Genomic DNA, 26,935 nt, shown 5'->3' with positions numbered 1-26,935 from the left:
TAAGAAATCTCTCCCTATTATACCAAAAAAAGCAAACCCAGTCGAGTTTGCCTTCTTTCATCATTAATTCAATGAATTGTTGGCCATGATTTCATCAATAAAGCCATATTCAAGTGTTTCTTGGGCACTCATCCAGTTATCGCGTTCTGCATCTGCGTGAACTTTTTCGATTGACTGACCTGAATTTTCAGCCAAGATTTTTTCCAAGGTATTACGAGTTTTAAGCAAGTGTTCTGCAGCGATCGCCATATCGGTTTGCTGAGTACCTCCACCTGTACCACCCATTGGTTGGTGGATCATATACTCTGCATTTGGAAGCATGAAACGTTTGCCTTTTGCTCCACTTGATGCAATGACCGTCCCCATAGATGCTGCCATTCCCATAACAATGGTTTGGACATCTGCCTTGATAAAGTTCATGGTATCAACGATTGCCAAACCAGCTGAAACGGAACCACCAGGTGTATTTACATAAAGGTAAATATCCTTTGTACTATCTTGGGCATCCAAGAAAAGCAACTGGGCAATAACAGAGTTGGCCATATTGTCTTCAACTGGGCCTGTCAGCATAATGATGCGGTCTTTGAGAAGACGTGAGTAAATATCGTAAGAACGTTCTCCACGGCTTGTTTGTTCAATAACTACAGGAATCATTTATTTCTCCTTTTGAGTTTTAATTTTGTTGGTCAAATGACTGAAGATAAGACTATTATAATATCTTGGTCAAAAAAGGTCAAATTTTTGCTCTGTTTTCATCAGACAGAAACAAAAATTCAACCTCCTTTCGTGACTGGAGCTTCTTTTCCAAGTCATTCTTCTTTTCGATCTTATTTCGTACCGAACAAGCGGTCTCCAGCATCTCCAAGACCTGGAACGATATAACCGTGTTCGTTCAAGCGTTCATCCAAGGCTGCTGTAAAGATTTCTACATCTGGATGAGCTTCTTGAAGGGCTTTAACACCTTCTGGAGCAGATACAAGGCAGACAAATTTGATATTTGATGCACCACGTTTTTTAAGAGAGTCAACAGCCAAGATTGCTGATCCACCTGTTGCCAACATTGGGTCTACCACAAAAATTTGACGTTGGTCAATATCTTCAGGTAATTTCACCAAGTACTCAACTGGTTGAAGCGTTTCTTCATCACGGTACATACCAATGTGGCCAACTTTAGCAGCTGGAACCAAGCTCAAGAGCCCATCGACCATCCCGATACCTGCACGCAAGATTGGAACGATGGCCAATTTCTTACCTGCCAATTGTTTTTGAACTGTTTTTGTGATTGGTGTTTCGATTTCCACATCTTCTAGTGGAAGATCACGAAGTACTTCATACCCCATCAACATTGCAATCTCATCTACTAGCTCACGAAAAGCTTTTGTAGAAGTATCTGTACGACGCAAGATTGACAATTTGTGTTGAATCAGTGGATGATTAATAACTTCAATTTTTCCCATTTTTGGAATTCCTTCTTTCAATTTATTCTTCTTATTATACCAAAAAACGGTTTAAAAATCTTTCCAAACTATTTATTTTTGATAATTTTTACATTAAATCTGCCTCTTTAAGAGCTGCCTGTACTGTCTCAAGTGGTAGATGGGTCAATTCTGTTCCTTTTTCTTGATAAAGGTATTGGGCGTAGTCGTCCATTCTGTACTGGTTGATATAAACCACGCGCTTGCAGCCGACCTGCAATAATTGTTTGGTACAATTCAGACAAGGAAAATGGGTTACATAGGCTGTGAAACCTTTAGGAACACCACGTTCTGCACCTTGAAGGATAGCATTGACCTCAGCGTGAAGGGTGCGAACACAGTGTCCTTCAATGACTAGACATTCGTGGTCAATACAATGCTCGGTTCCTGACACTGAACCATTGTAACCAGTTGAAATTACCTTATTATCCTTAACCAGAATCGCGCCCACTTTGGCACGTTTACAAGTGGAACGATTGGCAATTAGTAATGCTTGGGCTGCAAAATACTCATCCCAGGCCAGTCTTTTTTCAGTCATATCTCTTCTCCTTTTTCTCTATTTTTTAAAAAATGGTAACCGTAAATCTGCAATCTTTTCAGCAGGTACCTTCATGCCATCCTTGATCCATTTTAAAAGGACTGAGACGATGGCTGAACTCCAGAAGGAATGAAGATAAGAGCTGACACCTTTTGATTTTCCATGGTATTTTTCCAGAAACTCCTGCATGGCTTGGACAAAGATTTTTTCCAGATGGTAATCTAAGGCCAATTGAATCACTCTGGCTTCCTTTCTTGCTTCTCGGAAAAGGTGAACCCAGACCAGATAAAGGTCTGTCTTTAAATCATAATGATGCAACTGTTCCATAATGTTGTGGACAGTTCGTTTAAAGACGCTTTCTAAAATCTCCTCTTTGGAATCATAATTACGGTAAAAGGCTGCACGAGAAACGCCTGCACGTTTGACCAATTCAGAAATACTAATCTTGGTCAAGTCCTTTTTTTCCAAGAGCTGCAAGAGGGCTGTTTCGATGGCTTCTCTAGTTAATAAATTGGATTCTTGGTTTGATTTTCTGAGATTTTCAAGAGACTTTTCAGAGATTCTACGTTCAGACATAACATTTTCTTTCTACTTGTCACAACAGACGGATGAGGCTTTTGTTTCAAGGGCTTTCATGATATAATTGTAAAAAAAGACAGAACCTTTGTCAATGTATAACTGACAAAGATGGAGAATTTCTATGACTTGGAAGATTATTGCTGACTCTGGTTGTGATTATCGTCAGCTGGCAAGACCAGCTATTGACACGACCTTTGTAAGTGTGCCCTTAACCATTCAAGTAGCTGATCAGGTCTTTGTTGATGATGCCAGTCTTGACATTGACCAAATGATGGAAACCATGTATGCAACTGCAGAAGCTTCAAAATCAGCTTGTCCAAGCCCAGATGATTATTTGCGAGCATTTGAAGGAGCCAAAAACATTTTCATAGTAACCATCACTGGTACTCTTTCTGGAAGCCACAATAGTGCTCAACTAGCAAAAAATATTTATCTGGAAGAACATCCTGATACTAAAATTCATATAATTGATAGTTTGTCTGCTGGTGGGGAAGTTGACTTGCTCGTAGAAAAAGTGAATGACTTGATCGACCAGGGCTTATCTTTTGAAGAAGTGGTTGAATCTATCACTGCCTATCAAGAAAAAACCAAGTTACTTTTTGTCCTAGCTAAAGTCGATAACTTGGTGAAGAACGGCCGTTTGAGCAAGCTTATCGGTACGGTCGTTGGCCTTCTCAATATCCGTATGGTCGGAGAAGCTAGTGAAACTGGAACTCTCGAATTGCTACAAAAAGCACGAGGACCAAAGAAATCAGTTCAAGCTGCCTATGATGAAATCATTAAAGCTGGATATGCTGGTGGTCGTATTGTCATGGCCCAACGCAATAACGAGAAATGTTGCCAACAGCTCTCAGAGCGAATCCGCGAAAATTTCCCACAGGCGGATATTAAAATTCTCCCAACATCTGGTCTCTGCAGTTTTTATGCAGAAGATGGTGGTTTGCTGATGGGGTATGAAATTGATTAATTGCATTCTTGACAAGAGGTGACTTCATCTCTTGTTTTTTTGTGGTACAATAGAGCTATGAAACATTTTGATACTATCGTCATTGGTGGAGGTCCTGCTGGTATGATGGCTACGATTTCCAGTAGCTTTTATGGACAGAAAACCCTCCTCATCGAAAAAAATCGGAAACTTGGAAAAAAATTAGCTGGTACTGGCGGGGGACGTTGCAATGTAACCAACAACGGAACTCTAGATGACCTACTAGCTGGCATCCCTGGAAATGGGCGCTTTCTCTACAGTGTCTTCTCCCAATTTGATAACCATGATATCATTAATTTTTTTACAGAAAATGGTGTTAAACTTAAGGTCGAAGACCACGGACGCGTCTTTCCTGCTAGTGACAAGTCTCGGACCATTATCGAGGCCTTGGAAAAGAAAATCACTGAACTCGGTGGTCGAGTTGCTACTCAAACGGAGATTGTTTCGGTTAAAAAGATAGACGACCAGTTTGTCCTTAAGTCCGCAGACCAAACCTTCACTTGTGAGAAACTCATTGTCACAACAGGTGGGAAATCCTATCCTTCGACTGGTTCAACTGGGTTTGGTCACGAGATTGCCCGTCATTTTAAGCACACCATCACCGAACTTGAGGCCGCTGAGAGTCCTTTGTTGACAGATTTTCCACACAAGGTCTTGCAGGGTATTTCGCTGGACGATGTGACCCTAAGCTATGGTAAGCATGTCATCACTCACGATTTGCTCTTTACCCACTTTGGTTTGTCTGGCCCTGCTGCCCTACGTATGTCTAGTTTTGTCAAGGGTGGTGAAATCCTTTCACTGGATGTCTTGCCTCATCTTTCTGAAAATGACTTGACTACATTTCTAGAAGAAAATCGGGAAAAATCCTTGAAAAATGCCTTAAAAACTTTGCTTCCAGAACGCTTGGCAGATTTTTTTGTTCAAGGCTATCCTGACAAAGTCAAACAGTTGAGTGAAAAGGAACAAGAACAACTTCTCCAGTCTATTAAGACCCTCAAAATCCCTGTGACTGGTAAAATGTCTCTCGCCAAATCCTTTGTTACCAAGGGTGGTGTCAGTCTTAAGGAAATCAACCCTAAAACCCTTGAAAGTAAGCTGGTACCTGGCCTTCACTTTGCTGGCGAAGTCATGGATATCAATGCCCACACGGGTGGCTTTAATATCACTTCAGCCCTCTGTACCGGTTGGGTGGCAGGCTCAAATCAAATATATAAATAATTGAATGACTAAAATACAAAATAAGAAAGGAAGTCCTTTGGAACATATTATTTTACTAAGAGGTGTTACTCCTAATGGAAAAAATGCTATCCCGAAAATGTCTTATTTGGTAGATATTTTAACAGAAGCTGGTTTTCAACACGTTCGAACCTATATTCAAAGTGGGAATATCATTCTTGAAAGTGATTTAGATTTAGAAGAAATACGAGAATGTGTTCATACTCTGATAAAGGAAAAAATTGGGGCCGACTTAAAAATGGTTATCAAGAACAAAAGTGATTTTAAAAAAATTGTCCAAGAAAACCCGTTTGGAGAACACTATCTTTATGACCGTATACATGTGATTTTTTATCAAGAATCTATTCAAAGTCTCCCTTTAGAAAAATTGAAAATTGATTACGGTGAAGAAGAAATTTGTATCGGTAACCATTGTCTTTACCTCTATCTCCCTAGAACTGCAAAACGAAAAAAGCTCAGTACCAACTATCTTGAAAAGCTTTTTAATGTAGATTTGACAATGCGAAAACTAAATGTAGTAGAAAAATTATTAAGCAAGTAGTGCTTTAATTTAGTAAAAATCGGAAGAATACTCCTCCGATTTTATTTTGTCTGAGTTTGGACATAATGAGCGATCACATCTGATGTGTACTGGGCTGTTCCAGGTCCAAATTTGTCAATGTTTTCCTTAAACTCTGGGTTATAAACGTAGCCTTTACCGATATAACCGAATACTTCAATAGTACAATCAAATCCATAAGTACGGATGGCTTGCAAGAGCTTGGCTGCTTGCTCTTGGTTTTCAGTTGCTGTTGCAGGCAAACCAGCTTGAAGATTTTGTGCCAAGGCTCGAAAGACTTGATTGAAGGCAGCCGTAGCTTCGTCTTCGTGACCTTTTTGGCGCTCGAGCGCTTGGTCCATCACATCTTGTCCATACTTCTCTACCGCCTCTTGGTGGTATTTTTGATGGTCTTGATAGTTAAATCCTGCGAATTTCTCTTGAATGCTCATTTCTCTTTCTCCTTTTTGTTCTTGAATGGTTTTTTGCAAGGTGGAAATCAAGGTATCCAGATGTTGCCTTTCTCGAGTCAAATAGTCCAACTGTCTAGTCAAGTGAGGCAATAAATCTGATCTATCTTCCTTTAACAGCTCTGCTATTTTTTCTAAAGAAAAACCTAGATATTTGTAGTAAAGAATGACCTGTAGGCGTTCCAAATCCTCTTGGCTGTATGTTCGATAGCCGTTTTCCGACTTTAAGGGAACCAAGAGTCCTATCTTGTCGTAGTGGTGCAGGGTCTTGACAGAGACACCTGAAAGCTGCGCAGCTTCTTTTATATGGTACATGATTTCCTCCTTACATTGATAGTATAACCCCTCACCTTAGGTCAGAGTCAAGCGTTTTTGCGAAATTTTTAAACTTTTTGAGAAGGGGCTAAAAGCTTGAAAATGGTTTTCTTGACAGACCTTAGAAAACATGATAGGATAGTCAAGTCTATCAAGCAAAAGAAAGGCTCATCTTGAGTACTTGTGCGGCTATTTGCCAAGGGCAGTAGCTTTTTCTTTTGTAACATTAATTTTAGGAGTTTAACTATGTCTGAAAAATCGCAATGGGGTTCTAAACTGGGCTTTATCCTAGCATCTGCTGGTTCAGCCATCGGACTTGGAGCAGTTTGGAAATTCCCCTATATGACTGCTGCTAATGGCGGAGGAGGCTTTTTACTGGTCTTTCTCATCTCCACTATTTTAATAGGTTTCCCCCTTTTGCTAGCTGAATTTGCCCTCGGCCGAAGCGCTGGTGTCTCTGGGATTAAAACCTTTGGAAAACTAGGAAAGAATAGCAAATACAACTTTATCGGTTGGATTGGTGCCTTTGCCCTCTTTATCCTCTTATCTTTCTACAGTGTTATTGGCGGCTGGATTTTAGTCTATCTAGGCATTGAGTTTGGAAAATTGTTCCAACTTGGTGGAACGGGTGATTACGCGCAACTATTTACTTCAATCATTTCAAATCCAACCATTGCACTAGGAGCTCAAGCTGCCTTTATCTTATTGAATATCTTTATTGTATCACGTGGGGTTCAAAAAGGAATTGAAAGAGCTTCTAAGGTCATGATGCCCCTACTCTTTATCATCTTTGTTGTCATCATCGGACGCTCTCTCAGTTTGCCAAATGCCATGGAAGGCGTTCTCTACTTCCTCAAACCAGACTTTTCAAAACTGACCAGTGCTGGTCTCCTCTATGCTCTGGGACAATCTTTCTTTGCCCTCTCACTAGGGGTTACAGCCATGCTGACATATGCTTCTTATTTGGATCAGAAAACCAATCTAGTCCAGTCAGGAATTTCTATTGTAGCAATGAACATCTCGGTGTCCATCATGGCAGGTCTAGCCATTTTCCCTGCTATGTCAGCCTTCAATATCCAATCTGAAGGGGGACCAAGCCTGCTCTTTATCGTCTTGCCTCAACTCTTTGACAAGATGCCTTTTGGAACCATTTTCTACATCCTCTTCCTCTTGCTCTTCCTCTTTGCGACAGTCACTTCTTCCGTTGTTATGCTGGAAATCAATGTGGGCAATATCACCAATCAGGACAACAGCAAGCGTGCTAAATGGAGTGTGATTTTAGGAATTTTGACCTTTGTCTTTGGAATTCCTTCAGCCCTATCTTACGGTGTCATGGCAGATGTTCACATCTTTGGGAAGACCTTCTTTGACGCTATGGACTTCTTGGTTTCCAATCTCCTCATGCCATTTGGAGCTCTCTGCCTTTCACTTTTTACAGGCTATATCTTTAAAAAGGCTCTTGCAATGGAGGAACTCCATCTCGATGAAAGAGCATGGAAACAGGGACTGTTCCAAGTCTGGCTCTTCCTTCTTCGTTTCATCATTCCAATCATCATCATCGTGGTCTTTATCGCCCAATTTATGTAATCAAAAAGGACTTGAGTAATGAACTCAGGCCCTTTCTTTTTTATGGATGGCTAACAATCAATTCCAAATCTTGTCCTTCCAAGGTCCAAGCTTCAACATCACTTGGTAGGATAAAGTGGCTGCCTTTTTGGATTTGATAGTTTTTTCCGTCAACAGTCAGTTGACCTTGACCAGCTAAGACACTGAATAAGCTGTAATCAGCTGTCTTCTCAAAATCAACTTTTCCAGTGATTTCCCACTTGTAAACTGCAAAAAAATCATTGGATACAAGGAGAGTGGAACGCAAATCATCTGCTTTAACAGTTACAGGACGGCTATTTGCAGGCTCGCCGATGTTCAAGACATCAATGGATTTTTCAAGGTGAAGTTCACGCAAGTTACCATTATCATCCTTACGGTCAAAGTCATAGACACGGTAGGTTGTGTCACTAGATTGTTGTGTTTCAAGGATTAAAATACCTGCACCAATAGCATGCATGGTGCCACTCGGCACATAGAAGAAATCTCCAGCTTTAACTGGTACTTTTGTCAACAAGGCATCCCAGTTCTTGTCCTCGATTTGCTGGCGGAGTTCTTCTTTTGACTTGGCATTGTGACCGTAGATAATCTCTGAACCTTCATCCGCAGCGATGATGTACCAGCATTCTGTTTTTCCAAGTTCGCCTTCATGCTCGAGTCCGTAAGCATCGTCTGGATGAACTTGAACACTGAGCCAGTCGTTGGCATCCAGAATCTTAGTCAAAAGCGGAAATACAGGCTCAGGACGATTGCCAAACAATTCACGGTGTTCCGCATACAAAGTGGCTAGGTCTGTTCCCTCGTAACGACCATTGACCACCTTTGAAACTCCATTTGGATGAGCTGAGATGGCCCAGTATTCCCCTATTTTTTCACTTGGGATGTCGTATCCAAACTCATCACGTAGCTTTGTACCACCCCAAATTTTTTCTTGCATAACTGATTGTAAAAATAATGGTTCTGACATGTCGATCTCCTATCTGATTTTTCTCCCCTCATTATAGCAAAAAAAGAGTTCCAGTTGAACTCTTTTTCACATCTTATAAAGTAGGGAGAAGATTTTATAAAAATAGTGAATAAAACCCTTCTTATGCTATAACTTTTGTTGGCGATCAAACTCTACTATGTCCTATTTCATACGATAAAAATCAAGCACTAGACCAGCTGGACCTTTAACTAATAAGGACTCTGTTCCCCAATCGGTTACAGTTGGACCGTTTAAAACCTGGATACCAAGCTCGTTCAACCGTTTGTAGTTCTGGTCTACATCCTCAACCTCGATATGAAGAATGACTCCTGACTGAAAATCTTCCAAAGGAATCAAATGATTTTGGGATAGCATCAGACAGTGACTGCCAATCGTAAACTGAGCAAAACTGTCATCAACATAATCGGATTTTTTATCCAAAATACGCTCCAAGTCAGCACAGACTTGGGGAACATCGGAAACGATAATATCTAATTGATTTAAATTCATTTACTATCCTCCATAAAAAGACCGGATTGCTCCGATCTTTTTAAGTTCCACGAAGGAATTATTTAATTGCGCGTGATTGCAACCCTTCTTCTTCCAAGAAGAGGCGGAATGGTACGAGTTCTTCTGCTTCGTATTTTTCCTTGAAAGCTTTGATTGCTTCTTCTGAGTGAAGTTTTGGATCCAATTCAAGTACTTCTACTGGAAGTGGACGGTGTTCAGTGATGCGAGCATCGATAACAACAGTTTTACCTTCTTTGCTCAATTTAACAGCTTCTGCAACAACTGCATCGATGTCTTCGATACGGTCAACTGTAAATCCAACAGCTCCTTGAGCTTCAGCGATTTTTGCATAGTCAGCATTAGGGAAGTCACAACCAAACAAGTGTTTGTTTGTGTCTTCGTATTTGTCCTTGATGAAGGCATATTTACCATTTGAGAAGACAACGTTGATAACTGGAAGGTCGTATTGAACGTTTGTGATAACGTCTGGGTAGCACATGTTGAATGCACCGTCACCCATGATGTTCCATACTTGGCGATCTGGATTGTCTTTCTTAGCAGCGATACCACCAGGAAGGGCAATACCCATTGTCGCAAAGAGTGGAGATGTACGCCACATGTTCTTAGGTGTCATGTGAAGGTGACGAGTAGATGTTTGAGTAGTGTCACCTACGTCGATTGAATAGATAGCGTCTTGATCAGCATGTTTGTTGATTGCATTGTAAACTTGATACAATTGCAATTCACCCTCAGTTTTACCTTCGATTTTGTTCATGTAATCACGCCAGTTTTGGTTGTTCTTAACGTTTGCACGCCACCATGGAGTAGATTCAACTGGGTTCACTTTGTCAAGGATAGCTTTAGCTGCTTGACCTGCATCACCAAGGATTGAAGCGTCTAGGGCATGACGTTTACCAAGTTTGTAAGGGTCGATATCCACTTGGATGAATTTTTCAGTATTCTTGAATGCTTCGTAAACTTCAGCAAATGGGAAGTTTGAACCAAGGAAAAGAACTGTGTCTGCTTCAAAGACCACTTCGTTGGCTGGTTTCCAACCAACACGGTAAGCAGAACCTGTCAAACCTTCATAGTTCCATTCGAAAGCTTCAAAGTTTTTACCAGTTGTGATGATTGGTGCTTTGATTTTACGTGACAATTCAGTGATCACTTCACCAGCTTTCACACCACCGTAACCAGCATAGATAACTGGACGTTCAGCATTGTTCAAGATTTCAACAGCTTTATCGATTTCAACTTCGTTCAAAGCAGGAGCGATGAATGAACGCTCGTATGAACCTGATCCATAGTATGAGTTTTCGTCGATTTCTTGGAAACCGAAGTTTACTGGGATTTCAACAACAGCTGGACCTTTTTTAGAAACTGCAGCACGGCAAGCTTCGTCAATTACTTTTGGCAATTGCTCAGCGTAAGCTACACGTTTGTTATATACAGCGATACCATTGTACATTGGGTTTTGGTTCAATTCTTGGAAAGCATCCATGTTGAGTTCGTTAACTGGACGTGATCCAAGGATTGCTAGGAATGGAGTGTTATCCATAGCTGCATCGTAAACACCGTTAATCAAGTGAGTCGCACCTGGACCACCTGAACCAACTGCAACCCCGATTGAGCCGCCGAATTTAGCTTGCATAACCGCTGCAAGAGCACCTGTTTCTTCGTGGCGAACTTGCAAGAAACGGATATCTTTGTCTTCAGCCAAAGCATCCATCAATGAGCTGAGTGTTCCTGATGGGATACCGTAGATTGTGTCTACGCCCCATGTTTTCAATACATTAAGCATTGCTGCAGATGCAGTAATTTTCCCTTGAGTCATAATGATAACTCTCCTTCAAATATTTTTAAATCTACTAAAAAAGGTTTCATATAGTTTTTGAAAACGTTTCAGTAAATTTTTACAATACTAATTTATCACATTTATTTTGACTTTACTAAGAATCTGCTCAGAAGTTTTTATTCTCTATTACAGTACAGTTTGAAAACGTTTTTAGCTTCTGTTTTATAATAAAAAGCGAGCAAGCCCGCTTTTAATCTATTTTACTAAAGTTTAGTAAGAGTGAACTAGTCAGAACGGATACAGAACTAAAGGCCATAGCTAGACCTGCCAGTTCTGGATTGAGGGCCAGTCCAACACCAGAAAAGACTCCTGCTGCAATCGGAATTCCGGCGACATTGTAGATAAAGGCCCAGAAAAGATTGAGCAGAATTCGATTAAAGGTTTTCTTACTCATGTCAAAGGCACGAACCACGCCTAGGAGGTTATTGGTTGTCAACACTAAATCTGCTGACTCGATAGCGATATCCGTTCCAGCTCCCATAGCAATCCCCACATCTGCTACACTAAGCGCAGGAGCGTCATTGATACCGTCCCCAACAAAGGCTACTTTGCCAGCCGCTTGTAGTTTATGGATTTCATGAGCTTTTTCTTCTGGCAAGACACCTGCAATGACCTCTTCGATTCCGATTTGATCTGCAATAGCACGCGCCACACCAGCATTGTCTCCTGTCAGCATGACTGTTTTAAGACCTCGTTTTTTCAACTGACTGATGGCAAGCTTAGCATTTTCCTTAGGAATATCTTGCAGAGCAAGCAAGCCTTTGATTTCATTCTCAACAGCCAAGAACACAACTGTCTTAGCTTCTTTTTCCAGTTCTTCTAGTTTTTCTTGATAAGTGCTAGAAATGTTCATGCCATCCAGCATTTTAGCATTTCCAAGCAGAACTTGTTTTCCATTGATTTGCCCTGAGACACCTTTTCCGTGCAAGGCTTGGAAATTTTCAACAGTTTGAAGCTCAAGTCCAGCTTCACTCGCTCGTTTCACAACGGCTTCAGCCAGTGGGTGTTGAGAAGCTTCTTCCAAGGAAGCTGCCAATCCAAGCACTTCTACTTCGTCGCCGATGATATCTGTGACCACAGGTTTCCCTTCAGTCAAAGTTCCGGTCTTATCAAAGACAATGGTTTGGACTTTCTGGATTTCCTGTAGAACCGTTCCATTTTTGAGGAGAACTCCCATCTTGGCACTGCGACCTGTCCCCACCATAAGGGCTGTCGGTGTTGCAAGTCCCAATGCACAAGGGCAGGCAATAATCAGAACTGCTACTCCATAGAGAAGCGAAGACACAAAGCTCGCTCCAAGCACAACTACACTATCCCTGAGCAAGACGAACCAAACCCAAAAGGTCACAATCCCTAAAATGACAACTGCTGGGACAAAAATCCCTGAAATCTTATCCGTCAAGTCCTGAATCGGCGCACGACTGGTCTGAGCTTTCTTCACAAAATCCACAATCTGAGCCAAAACAGTCTCTGAACCAACTTTTTCTGCTCTAAAAACAAGTGTTCCACTATTATTGATGGTTGAACCAATGACGGTATCTCCAACTGTCTTGTCCACAGGCAGACTCTCACCTGTCACCATAGACTCATCAATACTAGAGATACCTTCTACTACGACACCATCAACCGCAATCTTTTCACCGGGACGCACTCGAATCAGGTCACCTACCTTGACTTGCTCCAAAGGGACTTGAACATAGTTATCCTCACGCAAGACTTCTGCAGTTTTAGCCTGCAAGTCAAGTAATTTCTCCACAGCTTGGGAAGTATTTTTCCGCATTTTCTCCTCAAAAACGGCTCCCATAAGAACGAAGAAGAAGATAAAGGCAGCACTTTCAAAGTAAACGGGGAGGCCAGCGAAGAGGGCAACTAAGCTATAGAAATAGGCCACTAGGGTTCCCAGAGCAACCAAGGTATCCATGTTGGCATTGTGCTTTTTAAAACTAGCCCAAGCACTTTGGATATAAGGACCACCTGCTACTAGCATAATCGGTGTTGTGGCTAAAAAGGTGCCCCAACGCATGACTTGGTGACTGATTCCTCCTGTCGACATCCCAATCATGAGGATTACAAGAGGCACAGTAAAGATACTAGTAATCCAAAAACGCTGTAAAAGTGATAGAGATTTTCGAGTCTTCTCAACAACTGTATAACTTCCCTTTTGCATCTTCATACCACAAGAAAATTCATGTTGACCTAATTCTTGAGGTGTAAAACGAATGACTTTCTCCTCATCTACGCCGATTGGTTCCAAGATGCCTTCTTCTTCAAACAGAATTTCCTTGTAACAGTTTGAAGGAGTTGCTCGATGAAAGGTAATCTCAGCTGGAATCCCTTTTTGCAGTTGAATGTGGGCTGGATGGTAGCCTTTGTCTGCCGTGATACGGATTTTTTGAACACCATTTTCAAGACTTGCTTTTACAATTTCAGTCATATCATTCTCCTATTCTACAATCATCTTACCGTGCATCATATTCATGCCACAAGAGAAACCATACTCTCCAGCCTGCTCAGGCGTGATTTCCACTACATACTCTTCCCCCATTGGCAGATCCGCATGTACACCAAAGTCTGGAAATACGATCTGATCCAAACATGGTGAAGGATCTTTGCGGTCAAAGACAATGCGGGCTGGCACTGATTTCTTGAGGATAATCAACTCAGGCGTATAGCCCCCCATGACCTCCACTCGAATCTCTTGGTAGCCGTTTTTTTGCTGGGCCTTTTGTCCAGATTTTTCAGGCTTTTTGAAAAACCAGAACAAGATAAAGGCGATAAGGGCAATACAAACAATGGTTACAATACTATTTAACATGACGTCTCCTTTACATACAATTACATCTTACTTCTGTTACAGCGCTTGATTTCTTCTCAGAAATCACAGCTTCCAAGTCTTCCAAGTCAGCCTGAGTAAAATCACATTCAGCAATCAAATCAGCTAACAAGTTCTTAATCCTACGAGAACAAACCTTGTCCTTGATATCTTGGACAAGCAAATCTCGACTTTGGTCCAAAGTTAAAAGGGCTGAATAGACAAAGGACTTGCCTTCTTTTTTCCGAGTCAAACACTCTTTATCAACCAAACGAGCCAAAAGAGTTTGAATGGTCGACTTGGACCAGTCGAACCGCTCCGCCAGAACCCTAATCAAATCTGAACTAGTCTGCTCTCCTTGCATCCAAATAATCTTCATGACCTGCCATTCTGCATCTGAAATCTGCATTAGCACACCTCCAAAATCTACATTTGTCAATTACAATTATCAGTATACTCTTAAAATCTACATTTGTCAATTATAAAATTAATCTTTTCTTCGAAAAATAGAATTTTAATCATTTGAAAAACAATTTGCAGTCATTTTTTACTATATAAACTATAAAAATATGCTATACTAAAGAAAAAAGAAAACAACCACTAGGGGTGCGTAAAGCTGAGATTAACAACTGTTAGATCCCTTTGACTCAATCTAGGTAATGCTAGCTGATGGAAGTGGAAATGATAATGTGGACTAGCAGTCTTCTATTACCTTTCTAAAACAGACCAGCTTGTTCTTAAGAATACAAACTTCAGTTGGTTGGGAGGTTTTAGATGACTTATTTACCCGTTGCTTTGACCATTGCAGGGACTGACCCTAGTGGCGGTGCTGGCATTATGGCAGATTTAAAGTCATTCCAAGCTAGAGATGTCTATGGAATGGCTGTTGTGACAAGTCTTGTCGCTCAAAATACCAGCGGCGTTCAATTGATCGAACACGTTTCTCCTCAAATGTTGAAAGCCCAATTAGAGAGTGTCTTTTCGGATATCCCACCTCAGGCTGTAAAAACTGGGATGTTGGCAACTACTGAAATTATGGAAATCATCCAGCCCTATCTTAAAAAGCTAGATTGTCCCTACGTCCTTGACCCTGTTATGGTCGCAACAAGCGGTGACACCCTGATTGATACCAGTGCCAGAAGCTACCTAAAAACAAATCTGCTTCCACTTGCAAGTATTATCACTCCGAATCTTCCTGAGGCAGAAGAAATTGTTGGTTTTTCAATCCATGATCCTGAAGACATGCAGCGTGCCGGTCGCCTGATTTTAAAAGAATTTGGTCCTCAGTCTGTGGTCATCAAAGGTGGGCATCTCGAAGGCGGTGCCAAGGATTTCCTCTTTACCAAGGAGGACCAATTTGTCTGGGAAAGTCCACGAATTCAAACCTGTCATACACATGGTACTGGATGTACCTTTGCTGCAGTGATTACGGCTGAACTAGCCAAGGGGAAAACCCTCTATCAAGCAGTCGATAAAGCCAAGGCCTTTATCACGAAAGCCATCCAAGACGCCCCTCAACTCGGTCATGGTTCTGGCCCAGTCAACCATACAAGCTTTAAAGATTAAAAAAACTCTCTAGTTCCCACTTTAAGGGAATTAGAGAGTTTTTATAGTCTTCGAAAATCTCTTCAAACTACGTCAGCTTTATCTGCAACCTCAAAGCTGTGCTTTGAGCAACCTGTGACTAGCTTCCTAGTTTGCTCTTTGATTTTCATTGAGTATTAATTAGAAAATAATGTCATCCAACTTTGTCAAAAAAGCTTGTGTTTTTGCCTCTATATCTTCTGCCTGCATCAAATCACGCACTACAGCTACTCCAGCTATGCCAGTACCAATAAGCTGTTCAATGTTATCTGACGTCAAACCTCCGATAGCAACTACTGGAATAGCGACTCTTTGGCAAATTGTTTTCAAGGTTGAAATCAGGGTGATAGGCGCATTTTCCTTGGTCGTAGTCGGGAAAATGGCTCCTGTCCCCAAGTAATCCGCACCTCCTTCTTCTGCCTCGAGGGCTCTTGTTACAGTTTTAGCTGTGACACCAAGGATTTTTTCAGGACCCAAGACTTGTCTGGCAACCGAAACTGGTAGTTCATCGTCGCCGATATGCAGACCTGCAGCATCAACCGCAAGACAGACATCCAAGCGATCATCGATTATCAAGGGTACCTGATAGGCATCTGTTATTTCCTTGACTTGTTTCGCCAGTTGATAATATTGATTGGTTGTGAGATTTTTTTCTCGTAATTGGACTATGGTAACACCTGAACGGCAGGCAGTCTCAACTTTTGCAAGAAAGCTTTCCACGGAATCTTGGTAGCGATTGGTTACCAGATACAGTCTAAGCGCCTCTCTGTTCATAAACATCTCCTTTGATAGCATCTAGCCAGTTTTCATCTCTTTTGAGGAGCGAAAGCTGATTGAGTACTTGGTATCGAAAATCTTCCAATCCCATTCCTTGAACAACTATTCTCTCAGCAGAGATATTGAGATAAGAAACCGCTAGGCAAGAAGCTTCAAAGGCAGTTTTTCCCTGGCTGAGAAAAACAGCTGTTAAAGCTCCAACTAAATCTCCTGTTCCTGTTATCCAGTCTAATTCTGTACAGCCATTTCCCAGTACAGCGACCTGACTCTTCGAAACGATGAGGTCCTTAGGGCCAGTAACTAAGAATGACATACCAGGATAGGTCTGACACCAGTCTTTCAAGACTTGAAGTAAATCCTCAGTTTCTTGATCTTTAGCACTCGCATCGACCCCAACGCCGTGGTGTTTTAAGCCAACAAGACTCCGGATTTCCGACATATTTCCTTTAAGGACCGTAGGTCTATAGTCTAAAATGTCTTTAACTAAGCTCTTACGAATGACTGAAGCCGTTATGCCAACCGCATCTACCACCATTGGGAGAGAAAGTTGAGCTGCATAAGAAGCTGCTATACGGATTGCTTTTTCCTTCTCAGCTGACAAATGCCCCAAATTGATGAAGAGAGCCTGGCTCTGTTTGGTAAAATCAAGAACCTCACGGGGATCATCTGCCATGACAGGTTTACATCCCAGAGCCAAAATCCCATTTGCTAGCATCTCACAAGAAATCTCATTGGTAATACAGTGAATGAGGGAACTAGAGCCTATAGGAAAAGGATTTGTCAATTCCTGCATCAGTCTATCCTTTCATCAAAGAAATATCCCTGCACTTTTTTAAAGAATTCCTGCTTGATTAAAAATCGAAAGGCAATAAAGGAAATCGCTGTACCAATCAAGGTTGCTCCGAAAAATCGAGGAGTGTAGATAAACCAGCTAAGCTTAGCGGCCGATCCTGTAAAGAGTACCATAACAGGATAGGAGACAATAGAACCAATGATACCTGTTCCCAAAATTTCTCCCAAGGCAGAAAAGTAAAATTTTCGACCATACTTATAAAAGAGACCTGCTAGAAGGGCTCCAAAAGTCGCTCCTGTGAGAGCTAAAGGCGGAATCCCTTGAGTCGTCATACGGATAAAGGCTGTCACTGTAGCCATAGCCAAGGCATAAACAGGTCCCATCATGATTCCTGCTAGAATATTGACTACACTGGACATCGGTGCCATTCCCTCAATCCGAAAGATAGGAGTAAGGACTACATCAAGGGCAATCATCATGGATAAAATGGTTAATTTGTGAACCTGTAATTGGTGCTTTCTCATGTTTCTATTCTTCTCCTGTTTCTAAAGACTGTAAATCGCTCTTCCATGTCTGGTGTTGGTAGGCCATTTCCCAAAACTTAGCTTCCATATGAACACTGATGTGGAAGGCATCTAGCATTTTTTTCTTGTCTGTCTCATCACTTTCGCGATAGAGTTGATTGACTAGCGCTCCCTCCTCTCTGATCTGCTGCTCCAACTCATCCGTAATATAAGTTTCAATCCATTGTTGGTAGAGAGGATTTGGTGATGGTTTAAGATTAAGTGATTTGCCTATATCATGGTATAACCAAGGACAAGGCAGCAAGCTCGCAAAAGCAATGGCTAGATTTGCTTCTTCAAATTGACGATAAATGTGAGAGATATAATGATAGCAGGTTGGAGCGATTAGATGTTGCTCCATTTCCTGGTCGCTGATTTCCAATTCCTTGAAAAATTGTTGGCGGATAAATAACTCACCTTCCACTAAACTCTGAGCATTTTGTTTCAAGAGTCTTTTCATCTCTTGGTTTGAAGTCTTATCAGCCAAGAGGTGATAGGCTTCTGAGAAGGCCTTCAAATAGTAGGCATCCTGAATCAAGTAATAGCGAAAGATGGACGGGTCTAAATTTCCCTCTTGCAACTGTAAAACAAAGGGATGATGAAAGGAAGCCTGCCAAGCTTCCTTGGATAATTCCATCGCAATATCTGTAAATTCCATAATAACTCCTTTATAAAAATAGACTGGTTTGAAGCAATAAAAAGAACAGCAGGTAGATGAATTTTGTTTTTTTAGCAATATAAAAAGTCCGATAGCGATTCTCCACCTGTGCATGTTCGTCATATCCATGCGCTGACAGAGCTCTCAGATAAAGATGACGCCACCTAAAGACTGTCATCAGAACCTTGCTGTAAATCAAGGGAGACCAAACATGCAGTTCTTGACCACGTAATAGACAAGCTTCTTTGAGGGACTTGATTTCTTGCTGAATAAGGGGGAAGGAATTGAATACCACAATCAAGGCATAGGCCCAAGAGCGTGATAACCCCTTTTGAGCCAAGTACAAGAGAAGCTCTTTTAGGGAAATAGAGGAAACAAAAACAAGACCAATACAAACGGTCACAAAGGCCCTCGTTCCAAGCATGACTGCCTGCGAAGCATCTCCATGTAACTGAACTGCCCAGTAGTTGGCAAAGGATGGCAAAATGGCAAGCAGAATCATCCAAGCCAATACTTTAAATCGACGGTAATAGAGCATAAAGAGAATACAAAATGCGACTACCGAAAGATTTAGAGCAATCGAAGGAATGAAAGATGTTTCCAGCGATAAAATCAGCAAGAAGAGACTGATAATTGGTGTCTTAGTTGCTACTTTGACCATACTATCTCACCTCCCCTTGGGTATTACTACTCTGAGATGTGAGTGGTTTGGTAATTGTCACTTCTTTCACATGACTGAGACCTTGACTAGTCATCTCAATCCAATAATCAACCACAGAGATCAAGGGATCTAAACGATGGCTAATGATCAGAAAACTTCTTCCCTGATTTCTGTCCTCCAACATCCACTGACAAAAATAATGGCAAGCTCTATCATCCAAACCAGCAAATGGTTCATCTAGCAAGATTACAGAAGCCTTGCTAGTCAAGATGGTCAAGAGCTGTAGAATCTTTTGCTGACCACCACTTAATTGATAGGGACTCTTATCAAGAGCCTGCTCCAGATCAAAATATCGTAAAGCTTGGAGTATCCGCTGATTTCTTTCAGAATCAGGTCCATCTAATTGAAGCTCTTCTCGCAGACTGGCTCTGATAAACTGCTTCTCAGCTTCCTGAACAACACCCGTCAGGTCACGATACAAACCCTTTTTCCTTTTCAGGACCCTCCCCTTCCAAGTAATACGACCCTTATACTTTTGAAATTGAAGAATAGACCGAAAGAGGGTTGATTTCCCGACACCATTGTCACCCAAAATACAGGAAATTCCTTGGTAGAATGTAAAATCCGCAATTGAAAAGAGGGGGCGATTATTAAGCTCACAAGTTGTTCGATCCATATGAAACAGTTCTAGGCTAGAACCAACTTCCTTTGAAGCAACCTGTGTCATCTCAGAGGTAGGGATTTGAAACACTTCCCTTAGTCGTCCATCTCTTAGCTCCACCATATGGTCGATATAGACTTCATAGTCCGTTAAATCATGGTCGCACAAAATAACTGTCTTCCCATCAGAGACCAACTCTTTTAGAATCTCCAATATCTCTATCCTACTCTTGCGGTCAATGGAAGCAAAAGGTTCATCCAATAGATAGACCCTAGGATTCATAGAAAATAGAACAGCCAAGGCAGCCTTTTGCTTTTCTCCACCTGATAAGTGATGGATGGGACGGTGCAAGATCTTCTCACAGCGACATTGTCGAACCACCTCTGCTATTTTAGAATCAATTTCCTGAATAGGATGCCCAATATTTTCCAAGGTAAAAATCAGCTCTTCAAACAAGTTCTCCATGGTAAATTGATGATTGGGATTTTGAAAGAGAATACCAACCGTCTGGACACGTTCGATGATAGAAAGCTGACTGACCTCGCTCCTATCTATCAGGACTTGACCACTATAGGAAAGAGAACTGACTTGGGCAATCATTTGAAAGAGGCTAGATTTTCCTGAACCACTGCTCCCAACTAGCAAGGTAAAGGCTTGCTCATGAAAAGTAAAATCAAGCGGCTCAGAGAAGATTGGGGACTGAATCGCTCGTAGTTCCAACCCCATCTATGCCTTGCCCCCAGCTGCAAACTGATGATAAAGTTTGACAATGGCACGAACCAAGATAGTACAGAAGAAAAAGACGGAAATAAAACGTACTACAAGCAAAGAAAGGACAAAAGGAAGGGAGAAGGCATAGTAACCTAACTTAATGTATTCATAGACAAAGCTAACAAGCGTAATCCCAATACTATTAGCAGTTAGAGAGAGCCAACTTTCATAGCGATTCTTGGTTACGATAAAACCAAGTTCACTTCCCAAACCTTGAACCAAGCCAGACAAAAGGGCACCTAGACCGAATTGGCTACCATAAAGGACTTCAGCAAGCGCAGCTAGCACTTCTCCAATCGTTGCACTTCCCACTCTTGGAACAAAAATGGCAGCAATAGGCGCAGCCATACACCAGAGACCAAAGAGGATTTCATTGGCAAAGGCCTGTAAACCAAGAGGTGCTAAAATCAGAGTGAGGATATCAAACAGATATCCGGATCCTACAAAAACGCCACCAAAAAAGATAGACAAGAAAGCAAGTAAAATAACATCTTTTAACTGCCATTTTTTCAACATAAAAAAACTCCTTTTTTAAAGAAAAGTGGGGCATTCAAGGTGAGCTACCTAAATGCTTTGTATCATCTTCATCCAGTTTCGTAAAAGAAAAAACTCTAATTACAGATAGAAATTAGAGTTCAGCTTACAAGATTAGATGGTTAGTTTCTATAAATACAAAACCATTTCACATTTCCCTTCGCCAGTCTTAACTGTATCAGGTTCAATGGGTATCATCTCAGCCTAAAGCACCCCAAATGTCTTTATTATTTAATTATATAATTATTTTAACAGACGATTTATTCTAGTTCAAGGAATTGAACTGGGAAATACAGCCTTGCACTCACAAAGACAGCAGATATTTCTTTTGCAAAAACCAAATGTCTTGTTTGATAGATTAGCCATTTGAGCTGAATCTGGACATAGCTTTTTAGAAAAGGAAAACTTCCACTTACTTAGAATCCAAGGATAGATACCTATTGCTCACTCATTTCTCGAACAGTTTTTTCTATATTTTTTGCATACGATATTGATGAAATGATTGAAACACCGTCAACATTGGTCTTCATAATGTCTTTAATATGTTGCGTCTGTATCCCACCAATTGCAACTAAGGGCATTTGTGGCAATAGTTTTCTCATCAATTTAAGACCTTCATAACCTATAGCACCACCAGCATCATCCTTTGACTGGGTATCAAATACAGGACCAACACCAACATAATCGACATATTCAACTTTTGATTGTTGAAATTCTTCCTCGTTTTTTATAGAAAGACCAATTATTTTATCTGGCATCAATTTTCTAATTTCATCAACTCCAAGGTCATCTTGTCCTACATGTACGCCATCAGCGTCAATTTCCATTGCCAAATCAATATCATCATTAACAATAAACGGAACATTGTATTTTTTACAAAGATCCTGTAGTTTTATTGCTAATTCGACTTTTTCTTTACCTTCTAATGCTCCCTCCCCTTTTTCACGGAATTGAAATAAGGTTATACCACCTTTTAAGGCTTCCTCAACGACCGTATATAGATCTTTTCCTTGGCAAGTAGTCGTTCCACAAATAAAATATAGTTTTAGTAATTCTTTATGAAACATTTTACTTCACTCTTTTGAATTCCTTTACATCTTCATCTGTAATCTCATATAAGGCATTTATAAATTCAACTTTAAATGTTCCAGGAAGATGTCCATTTGGACGTTTTTCTGCCATTTCTCCAGCGATATTGTAAACCAACATTGCTGTTTCTAATGATTTCAATTCTTGACCTTTTTCAAGTCCGATAAAGCTTGCTACTACAGCACCTAATAAGCATCCTGTCCCAATAACTTTTGGCATCATGGCACTACCATTATGAATCGTTACCACTTCTCCATTTACCGCAATAGCATCCACTTCACCTGTTACTACAATTGGAATATTGAACTTCTCATTTGCTGCTAGAGCAATTTCGTCAATATTATCTACACCCGCACTATCTACTCCTTTAGATGCCACATTTATTCCCACTAAAGAAGCAATCTCGCCAGCATTTCCTCTAATCGCAGCTAGTTTGTAATTATTGATTAGATCATCTGCTACTTTTTTTCTATATTCTCCTGCTCCACAGGCTACAGGATCTAAAACTGCTGGGACATTATATTTCTCTGCAATTTTCAGAGCAGCTTGGTATAATTTCCAATTTTCATCTGTCAATGTTCCTATGTTTATTAATAAACCTCCAGCATACTTTAACAAATCCTCTAAATCTGCTGGAAACTCACTCATGGCTGGTGATGCACCCAGTGCTACTAATCCATTTGCTGTGAAATTTTTTACTACATCATTGGTTATGCAAATGACCAAAGGTGCTTTTTCTTTTAATAATTTTAAACTTGTCATATTGAAATCCTTCCTTTTCACTTTATACGATTTACTGATTTCGATTTATCTCTATCTTTCGTTAAGAAATTTTTTTATTTACATTGAATGATTTACCTCATCAAATTTGTAAATATCCTAAACCTTCTCTAGGCGTCATAGCCAATATCAAAAAAGGCTAATTCTAAAGCAACCGCTTGATTCCAACGTTCCTGAAGTTCTGTCAAATCCTCTCTACCTTTCCCGACACGATTAAGTTCGTCAACCAGAAATTGAACCCACTCTGCAAAGAAAGGACCTCTGTGGAGATTAATCCATTCCGAATGAATGTAGGCTTCAGGTAGAGCCAAATCTTTAGAACCCCAGTCTAAATAGAGACCTTCTGCAATAACCAGCATGACCAAAAGATGGGCATAGTTTGATGAATCCACTGCCGAATACATTAGATCCTGAAAGGCTTTTGTTACAGGATGCAAGGTCACTTCCAGATAATCATTCTCAGATACTTTTAACTCTTTGAAAGCCTTCTGGAAATAACCGTCTTCATCTGCTTCAAGAAAGCCTAGTTGCTTGGCAAAACGAAGCTTGGATTCAAGCTGGTCTGCGTGGGCTACGCAGGCACCCAGCATGGATAAGAAGGCATCAAAGAAGTGATAATCTTGAATTAGGTAGTCTTTTAAGACCTTATTCTCAATTCTCCCCGCAAAAAGTTCCTTAACAAAACGATGATTGATTGCAGCCTGCCAATCCTTCTGACTGCTTTTTAATAATTCTCCAACAGTCAAACCTGGCTCAAATGCATAGTCTTGTGTTTCCATATTTACTTCTCCTCTCTTTACTCATTAGTAATTAATAAAACACCAAGAAATACAAAGCAAAATCGTAATTCCACCTGATACTTTTAAAGAACATCGAGGGCATTTGCAGAGAGATACCTAATACTCTTCGAAAATCAAATTCAATCCACGTCAGCTTCGCCTTACCGTACTCAAGTACAGCCTGCGGCTAGCTTCCTAGTTTGCTCTTTGATTTTCATTGAGTATAAACAAGCCTATCCAGTTTATATAAACAAAAAAACTCCAATTACAATCAAGAATTAGAGTTTAGCTTACAAGATTAGATTGTTCATTTCGACATACGAAAAAAACTGTTCACATTTCCCTTCGCCAGTCTTAACTGTATCAGGTTCAATGGGTATCATCTCAGCCTAAAGCACCCCAAATGTCTTTATTATTTAATTACTGGACTAGTATAACAGAAATTGAAAACCTTATCAAGATATTTGACTAGAAAATATATTTATATAGATTTTGATACGATTTCCCTTTATTAAAACGTTTAAAACACAAGCAAAAACCTCCACACTTAGTGGAGGCAAGCTGTTTTATCAATACAATTTTAAGTCACGAGGGTCAACTGGGAAGGTTGGGTTGTATGGGTTATGACGAAGTTTAAAGTGTTTGACATCTTCAATTGTCTGAGTTCCAGACAATTGCATGACTGTCTTCAATTCTGCATTCAAGTGTTCAAAGACTTGACGCACACCAACACTACCGCCGAGAGCCAAGCCATAGATAACCGGGCGGCCAATAGCTACCAAGTCTGCTCCTGAAGCCAAGGCTTTAAAGACGTGTTGACCACGACGAATACCTGAGTCAAAGACAATTGGCACACGTTTATCAACTGCTTCTGCCACTTCTTGAAGTGAGTCAAAGGCAGCTGGTCCACCGTCGATTTGGCGGCCACCGTGGTTGGTTACCCAGATACCAGACGCCCCTGCAGCAAGCGAACGTTCAACGTCCTCACGGCATTGTGGTCCCTTGACATACACAGGAAGTCCTGAGTATTCAGCGATAAATTCTACATCACGTGGAGACAAGCGTTGTTTAGCTGATTTGTAAACAAAGTCCATTGATTTTCCAGCACCTTCTGGCAGGTATTCTTCAACAATCGGCATGCCAACTGGGAAGACAAAACCATTACGCTTATCAACCTCACGATTGCCCCCTACAGTAGCATCTGCTGTCAAAACAATCGCCTTATAACCTTCAGCCTTCACACGGTCCATGATATGGCGGTTAATGCCATCATCTTTACTAAAGTAAAATTGGAACCAATGTGGTGTCCCTTGAAGGGCTTCCGTAATTTCTGGAAGGTCGACAGTAGAGTAAGAGCTGGTTGTATAAAGAGAACCAAACTCATGCACACCACGCGCAGTAGCCACTTCACCCTGTTCATTTGCCAATTTATGAGCTGCAACAGGCGCCATAATGATTGGTGAAGACAATTTTTCACCTGCAAATTCAATCTCTGTACTTGGATTTTCAACATTGCAAAGAGTATGCGGGACGATGAGTTTGTGGTTAAAGGCACGAATATTCTCGCGTAAAGTGAAAGTATCTTCCGCTCCACTAGCGATATAGCCAAATGCTGCTTTAGGGATAACTTGTTGCGCCATTGGCTCCAAATCGTAGGTATTGATGAAATCTACATGACCTTCTGCATTGCTTGTTTTGTATGACATAAAATGCCCTCCTAGATAAGTAAGCGTTTACTTTGTATATTACAAAAAATATTCTAACTCTTTTTTCAAAATTTTTCAAATATTTTGTTTGGAAATTTCATACTTTCAATCATTTTACAGCGATAATTAAAAATGATGAACTTTCTTAAGTTATGGAAATTCAAATAATCTTTTCATTTTCTAATACTTTATCATCAAATTGTTCAGCTAGTATAGTTGCTGAGTGATAAAGTTCCTTTGCTTTATTTTTATCATTTTCAAAATAAAGATAGCACTTAGCTTCAAATACTGAAATTCCAGGTTTATAGACTTGCAACGTTGTTACTGATAAAATTTCATTCATCTTTTTTACTAGAGATATCATATGTTTATAGTCATTATGAACAACATAAACAACCGCTATGGCACAAAGAACTGATAGTAGCTCTACATTATACATTTCATCACTAACTAATTGCTGTTTCAACAACTTAATCCGAAAATCATCTAATGCTCTCTTCTATAAATCAAGTCTTGACATTGCATAGCAAAATAATCAATTAATAGTAAATCATTGAATGTGTAAACTTGCTTTAGTGTTACTTGCTTAAAATAATCATCAAAAATATCTTCAGCGAAACTACCTGTCCCTGTTCTTATCAAGTCTAATATTCTTTCAATCAAGTCTAGACTCAGCAACTCTTCCTCAGGAAGAGCTAGTTCTTTATTTTCAAGAAAAGTATCTATCGGAACTTCTAATCGCTTAGATAAATATTGTAACTTAGTAATTGTTGGCAAGGATTGCCCAAGCTCAGTACGCATCAGCTGTTTGATTATTAAGTCAGCTTCTGTCCACAGACCTCTTCTCTCATCAATTTGTGACGTTCACGTTCCTGTCTTACTCTATGACCAATTTCAGTTTTAATATCTGTTGTCATTCTTACCTCTTAACCACAATCCATAAATTAACATACTTTTAATTCTTCGGCTAAAAATTAACAATAATTCTTTTTCAAATCCGTCATATTATTTTCTAAAACTTGGATGTCTTGGCTGACTTTGAGAATGACAATGCTGCCTTGAATACTGGAGATGACTTGACGGGCCTGCAACTGCGCCCGCTCTTCTGACCAGTCAGCATGCAGGTCTTGCAAGAGGCTGGCTAACTTCTCTGTCCATTGGGTCATAAAATCATTGAGAGGACAGCGGAAGTTCTCATCTTCTGTGGACAATTCCACAATCAGATTACCAATTGGGCAACCATAAAAGACCGTCTGACTTTCATGAAATTGACAAACCCAGTCAATCATATCCGAAAACTTGTCACTGTCAGACTTGTCTGCTTCAAAAATATCTTCAAAAAGCTCTTTTCGCCACTTTGCTAAAATATCTTGAATGACCGTCAAACCAATTTCCTTCTTAGATTTGAAATAATAATAAAGCTGTCCCTTGCCAACATCAGCTGCCTCCATGATGTCACTGATGGAGGTGGCCACATAACCCTTCTGATAAATCAATTCCTCAGCACTTTGTAAAATACGCTCTTTAACGCTCATCTACTCACCTCTCTTTTTTCCTATTATAGCAGATTCAGAGTCTGAGACCAAACAATTGAAACCACCTCCTTTTGCCACTGTTTTATCATTAAAATTTTTTGTTCTGAGCAAATTAATTTACAAATTCAATTTTAGATGTTATTATAATTGTACCGAATG

General features: G+C 40.4%; 30 protein-coding genes and 3 riboswitches. Of the genes, 5 read left to right on the top strand and 25 right to left on the bottom strand.

The annotated features are described in order from the left end of the window. Positions 1 to 63 precede the first annotated feature (63 nt). The 4 genes from clpP to FQT24_RS00810 form a co-directional block, all read right to left on the bottom strand. Complete coding sequence (clpP, locus tag FQT24_RS00825; protein ID WP_000613475.1) at positions 64 to 654, bottom strand: ATP-dependent Clp protease proteolytic subunit ClpP; 591 nt, start codon at positions 652 to 654, stop codon at positions 64 to 66. Positions 655 to 827: 173 nt separating this feature from the next. Next, entirely contained in the window at positions 828 to 1,457 is a 630-nt protein-coding gene (gene upp / locus FQT24_RS00820) for a uracil phosphoribosyltransferase (protein WP_000515974.1), read from the bottom strand. 88 nt (positions 1,458 to 1,545) lie between these two features. Further along, positions 1,546 to 2,013 (bottom strand): deoxycytidylate deaminase, encoded by a 468-nt coding sequence (locus FQT24_RS00815; RefSeq protein WP_000136973.1) that lies wholly within the window; start codon positions 2,011 to 2,013, stop codon positions 1,546 to 1,548. Positions 2,014 to 2,031: 18 nt separating this feature from the next. Continuing rightward, positions 2,032 to 2,589: a TetR/AcrR family transcriptional regulator gene (locus FQT24_RS00810; protein ID WP_000004136.1), complete on the bottom strand. Its 558-nt coding sequence runs from the start codon at positions 2,587 to 2,589 to the stop codon at positions 2,032 to 2,034. Between the two features lie 124 nt (positions 2,590 to 2,713). Between FQT24_RS00810 and FQT24_RS00805 the strand changes: the two genes are divergently transcribed. From FQT24_RS00805 to FQT24_RS00795, 3 genes are read left to right on the top strand one after another with little or no spacing between them, the layout of a single operon-like run. After that, a complete protein-coding gene (locus tag FQT24_RS00805) occupies positions 2,714 to 3,559 on the top strand; it encodes a DegV family protein (protein ID WP_143951892.1) in 846 nt (281 codons plus the stop codon). 57 nt (positions 3,560 to 3,616) lie between these two features. Beyond that, on the top strand, positions 3,617 to 4,795 hold the full coding sequence (locus tag FQT24_RS00800; RefSeq protein ID WP_064276978.1) for an aminoacetone oxidase: 1,179 nt from the start codon (positions 3,617 to 3,619) through the stop codon (positions 4,793 to 4,795). A gap of 37 nt (positions 4,796 to 4,832) precedes the next feature. Then, positions 4,833 to 5,354: a DUF1697 domain-containing protein gene (locus FQT24_RS00795; protein WP_143953003.1), complete on the top strand. Its 522-nt coding sequence runs from the start codon at positions 4,833 to 4,835 to the stop codon at positions 5,352 to 5,354. Positions 5,355 to 5,395: 41 nt separating this feature from the next. Here FQT24_RS00795 and FQT24_RS00790 read toward each other — a convergent pair whose 3' ends face one another. Further along, on the bottom strand, positions 5,396 to 6,136 hold the full coding sequence (locus tag FQT24_RS00790; RefSeq protein WP_143951891.1) for a MerR family transcriptional regulator: 741 nt from the start codon (positions 6,134 to 6,136) through the stop codon (positions 5,396 to 5,398). A 246-nt stretch (positions 6,137 to 6,382) separates the two neighbouring features. Between FQT24_RS00790 and FQT24_RS00785 the strand changes: the two genes are divergently transcribed. Then, complete coding sequence (locus FQT24_RS00785; RefSeq protein ID WP_143953002.1) at positions 6,383 to 7,723, top strand: sodium-dependent transporter; 1,341 nt, start codon at positions 6,383 to 6,385, stop codon at positions 7,721 to 7,723. Positions 7,724 to 7,763: 40 nt separating this feature from the next. Here the strand turns inward: FQT24_RS00785 and manA are convergent, their stop codons facing one another. From manA to FQT24_RS00755, 6 genes are all read right to left on the bottom strand, one after another. Then, positions 7,764 to 8,708, bottom strand: coding sequence for a mannose-6-phosphate isomerase, class I (manA, locus tag FQT24_RS00780; RefSeq protein WP_143951890.1), 945 nt, complete (start codon positions 8,706 to 8,708; stop codon positions 7,764 to 7,766). A gap of 162 nt (positions 8,709 to 8,870) precedes the next feature. After that, the gene (locus FQT24_RS00775; protein WP_143951889.1) at positions 8,871 to 9,218 is read right to left on the bottom strand and encodes a VOC family protein; all 348 of its coding nucleotides are present in this window, start codon (positions 9,216 to 9,218) and stop codon (positions 8,871 to 8,873) included. A 58-nt stretch (positions 9,219 to 9,276) separates the two neighbouring features. Then, positions 9,277 to 11,052, bottom strand: coding sequence for a pyruvate oxidase (gene spxB, locus FQT24_RS00770; protein WP_049524631.1), 1,776 nt, complete (start codon positions 11,050 to 11,052; stop codon positions 9,277 to 9,279). Between the two features lie 211 nt (positions 11,053 to 11,263). After that, positions 11,264 to 13,507, bottom strand: a complete 2,244-nt coding sequence (locus tag FQT24_RS00765; RefSeq protein ID WP_143951888.1) for a heavy metal translocating P-type ATPase — start codon at positions 13,505 to 13,507, stop codon at positions 11,264 to 11,266. Between the two features lie 9 nt (positions 13,508 to 13,516). Next, complete coding sequence (locus tag FQT24_RS00760) at positions 13,517 to 13,888, bottom strand: cupredoxin domain-containing protein (RefSeq protein WP_000935077.1); 372 nt, start codon at positions 13,886 to 13,888, stop codon at positions 13,517 to 13,519. A 10-nt stretch (positions 13,889 to 13,898) separates the two neighbouring features. Beyond that, positions 13,899 to 14,294 carry a CopY/TcrY family copper transport repressor gene (locus FQT24_RS00755; protein WP_143951887.1) on the bottom strand — a complete coding sequence of 132 codons (396 nt, stop codon included), beginning with the start codon at positions 14,292 to 14,294 and terminating at the stop codon, positions 13,899 to 13,901. Positions 14,295 to 14,477: 183 nt separating this feature from the next. After that, positions 14,478 to 14,576: riboswitch (TPP riboswitch) on the top strand. A gap of 83 nt (positions 14,577 to 14,659) precedes the next feature. On the opposite strand from FQT24_RS00755, the gene thiD reads away from it, so the two are divergent. Continuing rightward, the gene (gene thiD, locus FQT24_RS00750) at positions 14,660 to 15,451 is read left to right on the top strand and encodes a bifunctional hydroxymethylpyrimidine kinase/phosphomethylpyrimidine kinase (RefSeq protein WP_143951886.1); all 792 of its coding nucleotides are present in this window, start codon (positions 14,660 to 14,662) and stop codon (positions 15,449 to 15,451) included. A 159-nt stretch (positions 15,452 to 15,610) separates the two neighbouring features. Here thiD and thiE (FQT24_RS00745) read toward each other — a convergent pair whose 3' ends face one another. From thiE (FQT24_RS00745) to FQT24_RS00675, 14 genes are all read right to left on the bottom strand, one after another. Then, positions 15,611 to 16,243, bottom strand: a complete 633-nt coding sequence (thiE, locus tag FQT24_RS00745; protein ID WP_143951885.1) for a thiamine phosphate synthase — start codon at positions 16,241 to 16,243, stop codon at positions 15,611 to 15,613. Further along, the gene (locus tag FQT24_RS00740; protein WP_143951884.1) at positions 16,224 to 17,039 is read right to left on the bottom strand and encodes a hydroxyethylthiazole kinase; all 816 of its coding nucleotides are present in this window, start codon (positions 17,037 to 17,039) and stop codon (positions 16,224 to 16,226) included. The genes thiE (FQT24_RS00745) and FQT24_RS00740 overlap by 20 nt, the downstream gene beginning before the upstream one ends. Next, positions 17,039 to 17,563, bottom strand: coding sequence for an energy coupling factor transporter S component ThiW (gene thiW, locus FQT24_RS00735; RefSeq protein WP_001225552.1), 525 nt, complete (start codon positions 17,561 to 17,563; stop codon positions 17,039 to 17,041). The genes FQT24_RS00740 and thiW overlap by 1 nt, the downstream gene beginning before the upstream one ends. Positions 17,564 to 17,567: 4 nt before the next feature. Next, positions 17,568 to 18,260 carry a thiaminase II gene (gene tenA, locus FQT24_RS00730; protein ID WP_143951883.1) on the bottom strand — a complete coding sequence of 231 codons (693 nt, stop codon included), beginning with the start codon at positions 18,258 to 18,260 and terminating at the stop codon, positions 17,568 to 17,570. Between the two features lie 10 nt (positions 18,261 to 18,270). Beyond that, the gene (locus FQT24_RS00725; RefSeq protein WP_143951882.1) at positions 18,271 to 18,921 is read right to left on the bottom strand and encodes an energy-coupling factor transporter transmembrane component T; all 651 of its coding nucleotides are present in this window, start codon (positions 18,919 to 18,921) and stop codon (positions 18,271 to 18,273) included. A 1-nt stretch (position 18,922) separates the two neighbouring features. Next, complete coding sequence (locus FQT24_RS00720) at positions 18,923 to 20,308, bottom strand: ATP-binding cassette domain-containing protein (RefSeq protein WP_143951881.1); 1,386 nt, start codon at positions 20,306 to 20,308, stop codon at positions 18,923 to 18,925. Beyond that, complete coding sequence (locus FQT24_RS00715) at positions 20,309 to 20,869, bottom strand: ECF transporter S component (RefSeq protein WP_000915275.1); 561 nt, start codon at positions 20,867 to 20,869, stop codon at positions 20,309 to 20,311. A gap of 156 nt (positions 20,870 to 21,025) precedes the next feature. After that, positions 21,026 to 21,114: riboswitch (TPP riboswitch) on the bottom strand. A 210-nt stretch (positions 21,115 to 21,324) separates the two neighbouring features. Continuing rightward, on the bottom strand, positions 21,325 to 21,954 hold the full coding sequence (gene thiE, locus FQT24_RS00710) for a thiamine phosphate synthase (RefSeq protein ID WP_143951880.1): 630 nt from the start codon (positions 21,952 to 21,954) through the stop codon (positions 21,325 to 21,327). A 1-nt stretch (position 21,955) separates the two neighbouring features. Beyond that, a complete protein-coding gene (thiM, locus tag FQT24_RS00705) occupies positions 21,956 to 22,738 on the bottom strand; it encodes a hydroxyethylthiazole kinase (protein ID WP_033683999.1) in 783 nt (260 codons plus the stop codon). Between the two features lie 128 nt (positions 22,739 to 22,866). Beyond that, positions 22,867 to 23,535: a TenA family protein gene (locus FQT24_RS00700; protein ID WP_143951879.1), complete on the bottom strand. Its 669-nt coding sequence runs from the start codon at positions 23,533 to 23,535 to the stop codon at positions 22,867 to 22,869. Positions 23,536 to 23,858: 323 nt separating this feature from the next. Beyond that, a riboswitch (TPP riboswitch) is annotated at positions 23,859 to 23,947 on the bottom strand. Positions 23,948 to 24,104: 157 nt separating this feature from the next. After that, a complete protein-coding gene (gene lctO / locus FQT24_RS00690) occupies positions 24,105 to 25,241 on the bottom strand; it encodes an L-lactate oxidase (protein ID WP_000120723.1) in 1,137 nt (378 codons plus the stop codon). Between the two features lie 160 nt (positions 25,242 to 25,401). After that, positions 25,402 to 25,707: a hypothetical protein gene (locus FQT24_RS10810; protein ID WP_165442212.1), complete on the bottom strand. Its 306-nt coding sequence runs from the start codon at positions 25,705 to 25,707 to the stop codon at positions 25,402 to 25,404. 20 nt (positions 25,708 to 25,727) lie between these two features. Further along, a complete protein-coding gene (locus tag FQT24_RS00680; protein ID WP_002880183.1) occupies positions 25,728 to 26,042 on the bottom strand; it encodes a hypothetical protein in 315 nt (104 codons plus the stop codon). A 173-nt stretch (positions 26,043 to 26,215) separates the two neighbouring features. Beyond that, positions 26,216 to 26,776: a TetR/AcrR family transcriptional regulator gene (locus tag FQT24_RS00675; protein ID WP_143951878.1), complete on the bottom strand. Its 561-nt coding sequence runs from the start codon at positions 26,774 to 26,776 to the stop codon at positions 26,216 to 26,218. Positions 26,777 to 26,935 lie beyond the last annotated feature (159 nt).

It is taken from the genome of Streptococcus mitis (genome assembly GCF_901542415.1).
In the GTDB taxonomy this organism is placed as follows: domain Bacteria; phylum Bacillota; class Bacilli; order Lactobacillales; family Streptococcaceae; genus Streptococcus; species Streptococcus mitis_BL.
Note: the sequence above shows the minus strand (reverse complement) of the source record. Positions and strands in the feature narration are given on the sequence as shown.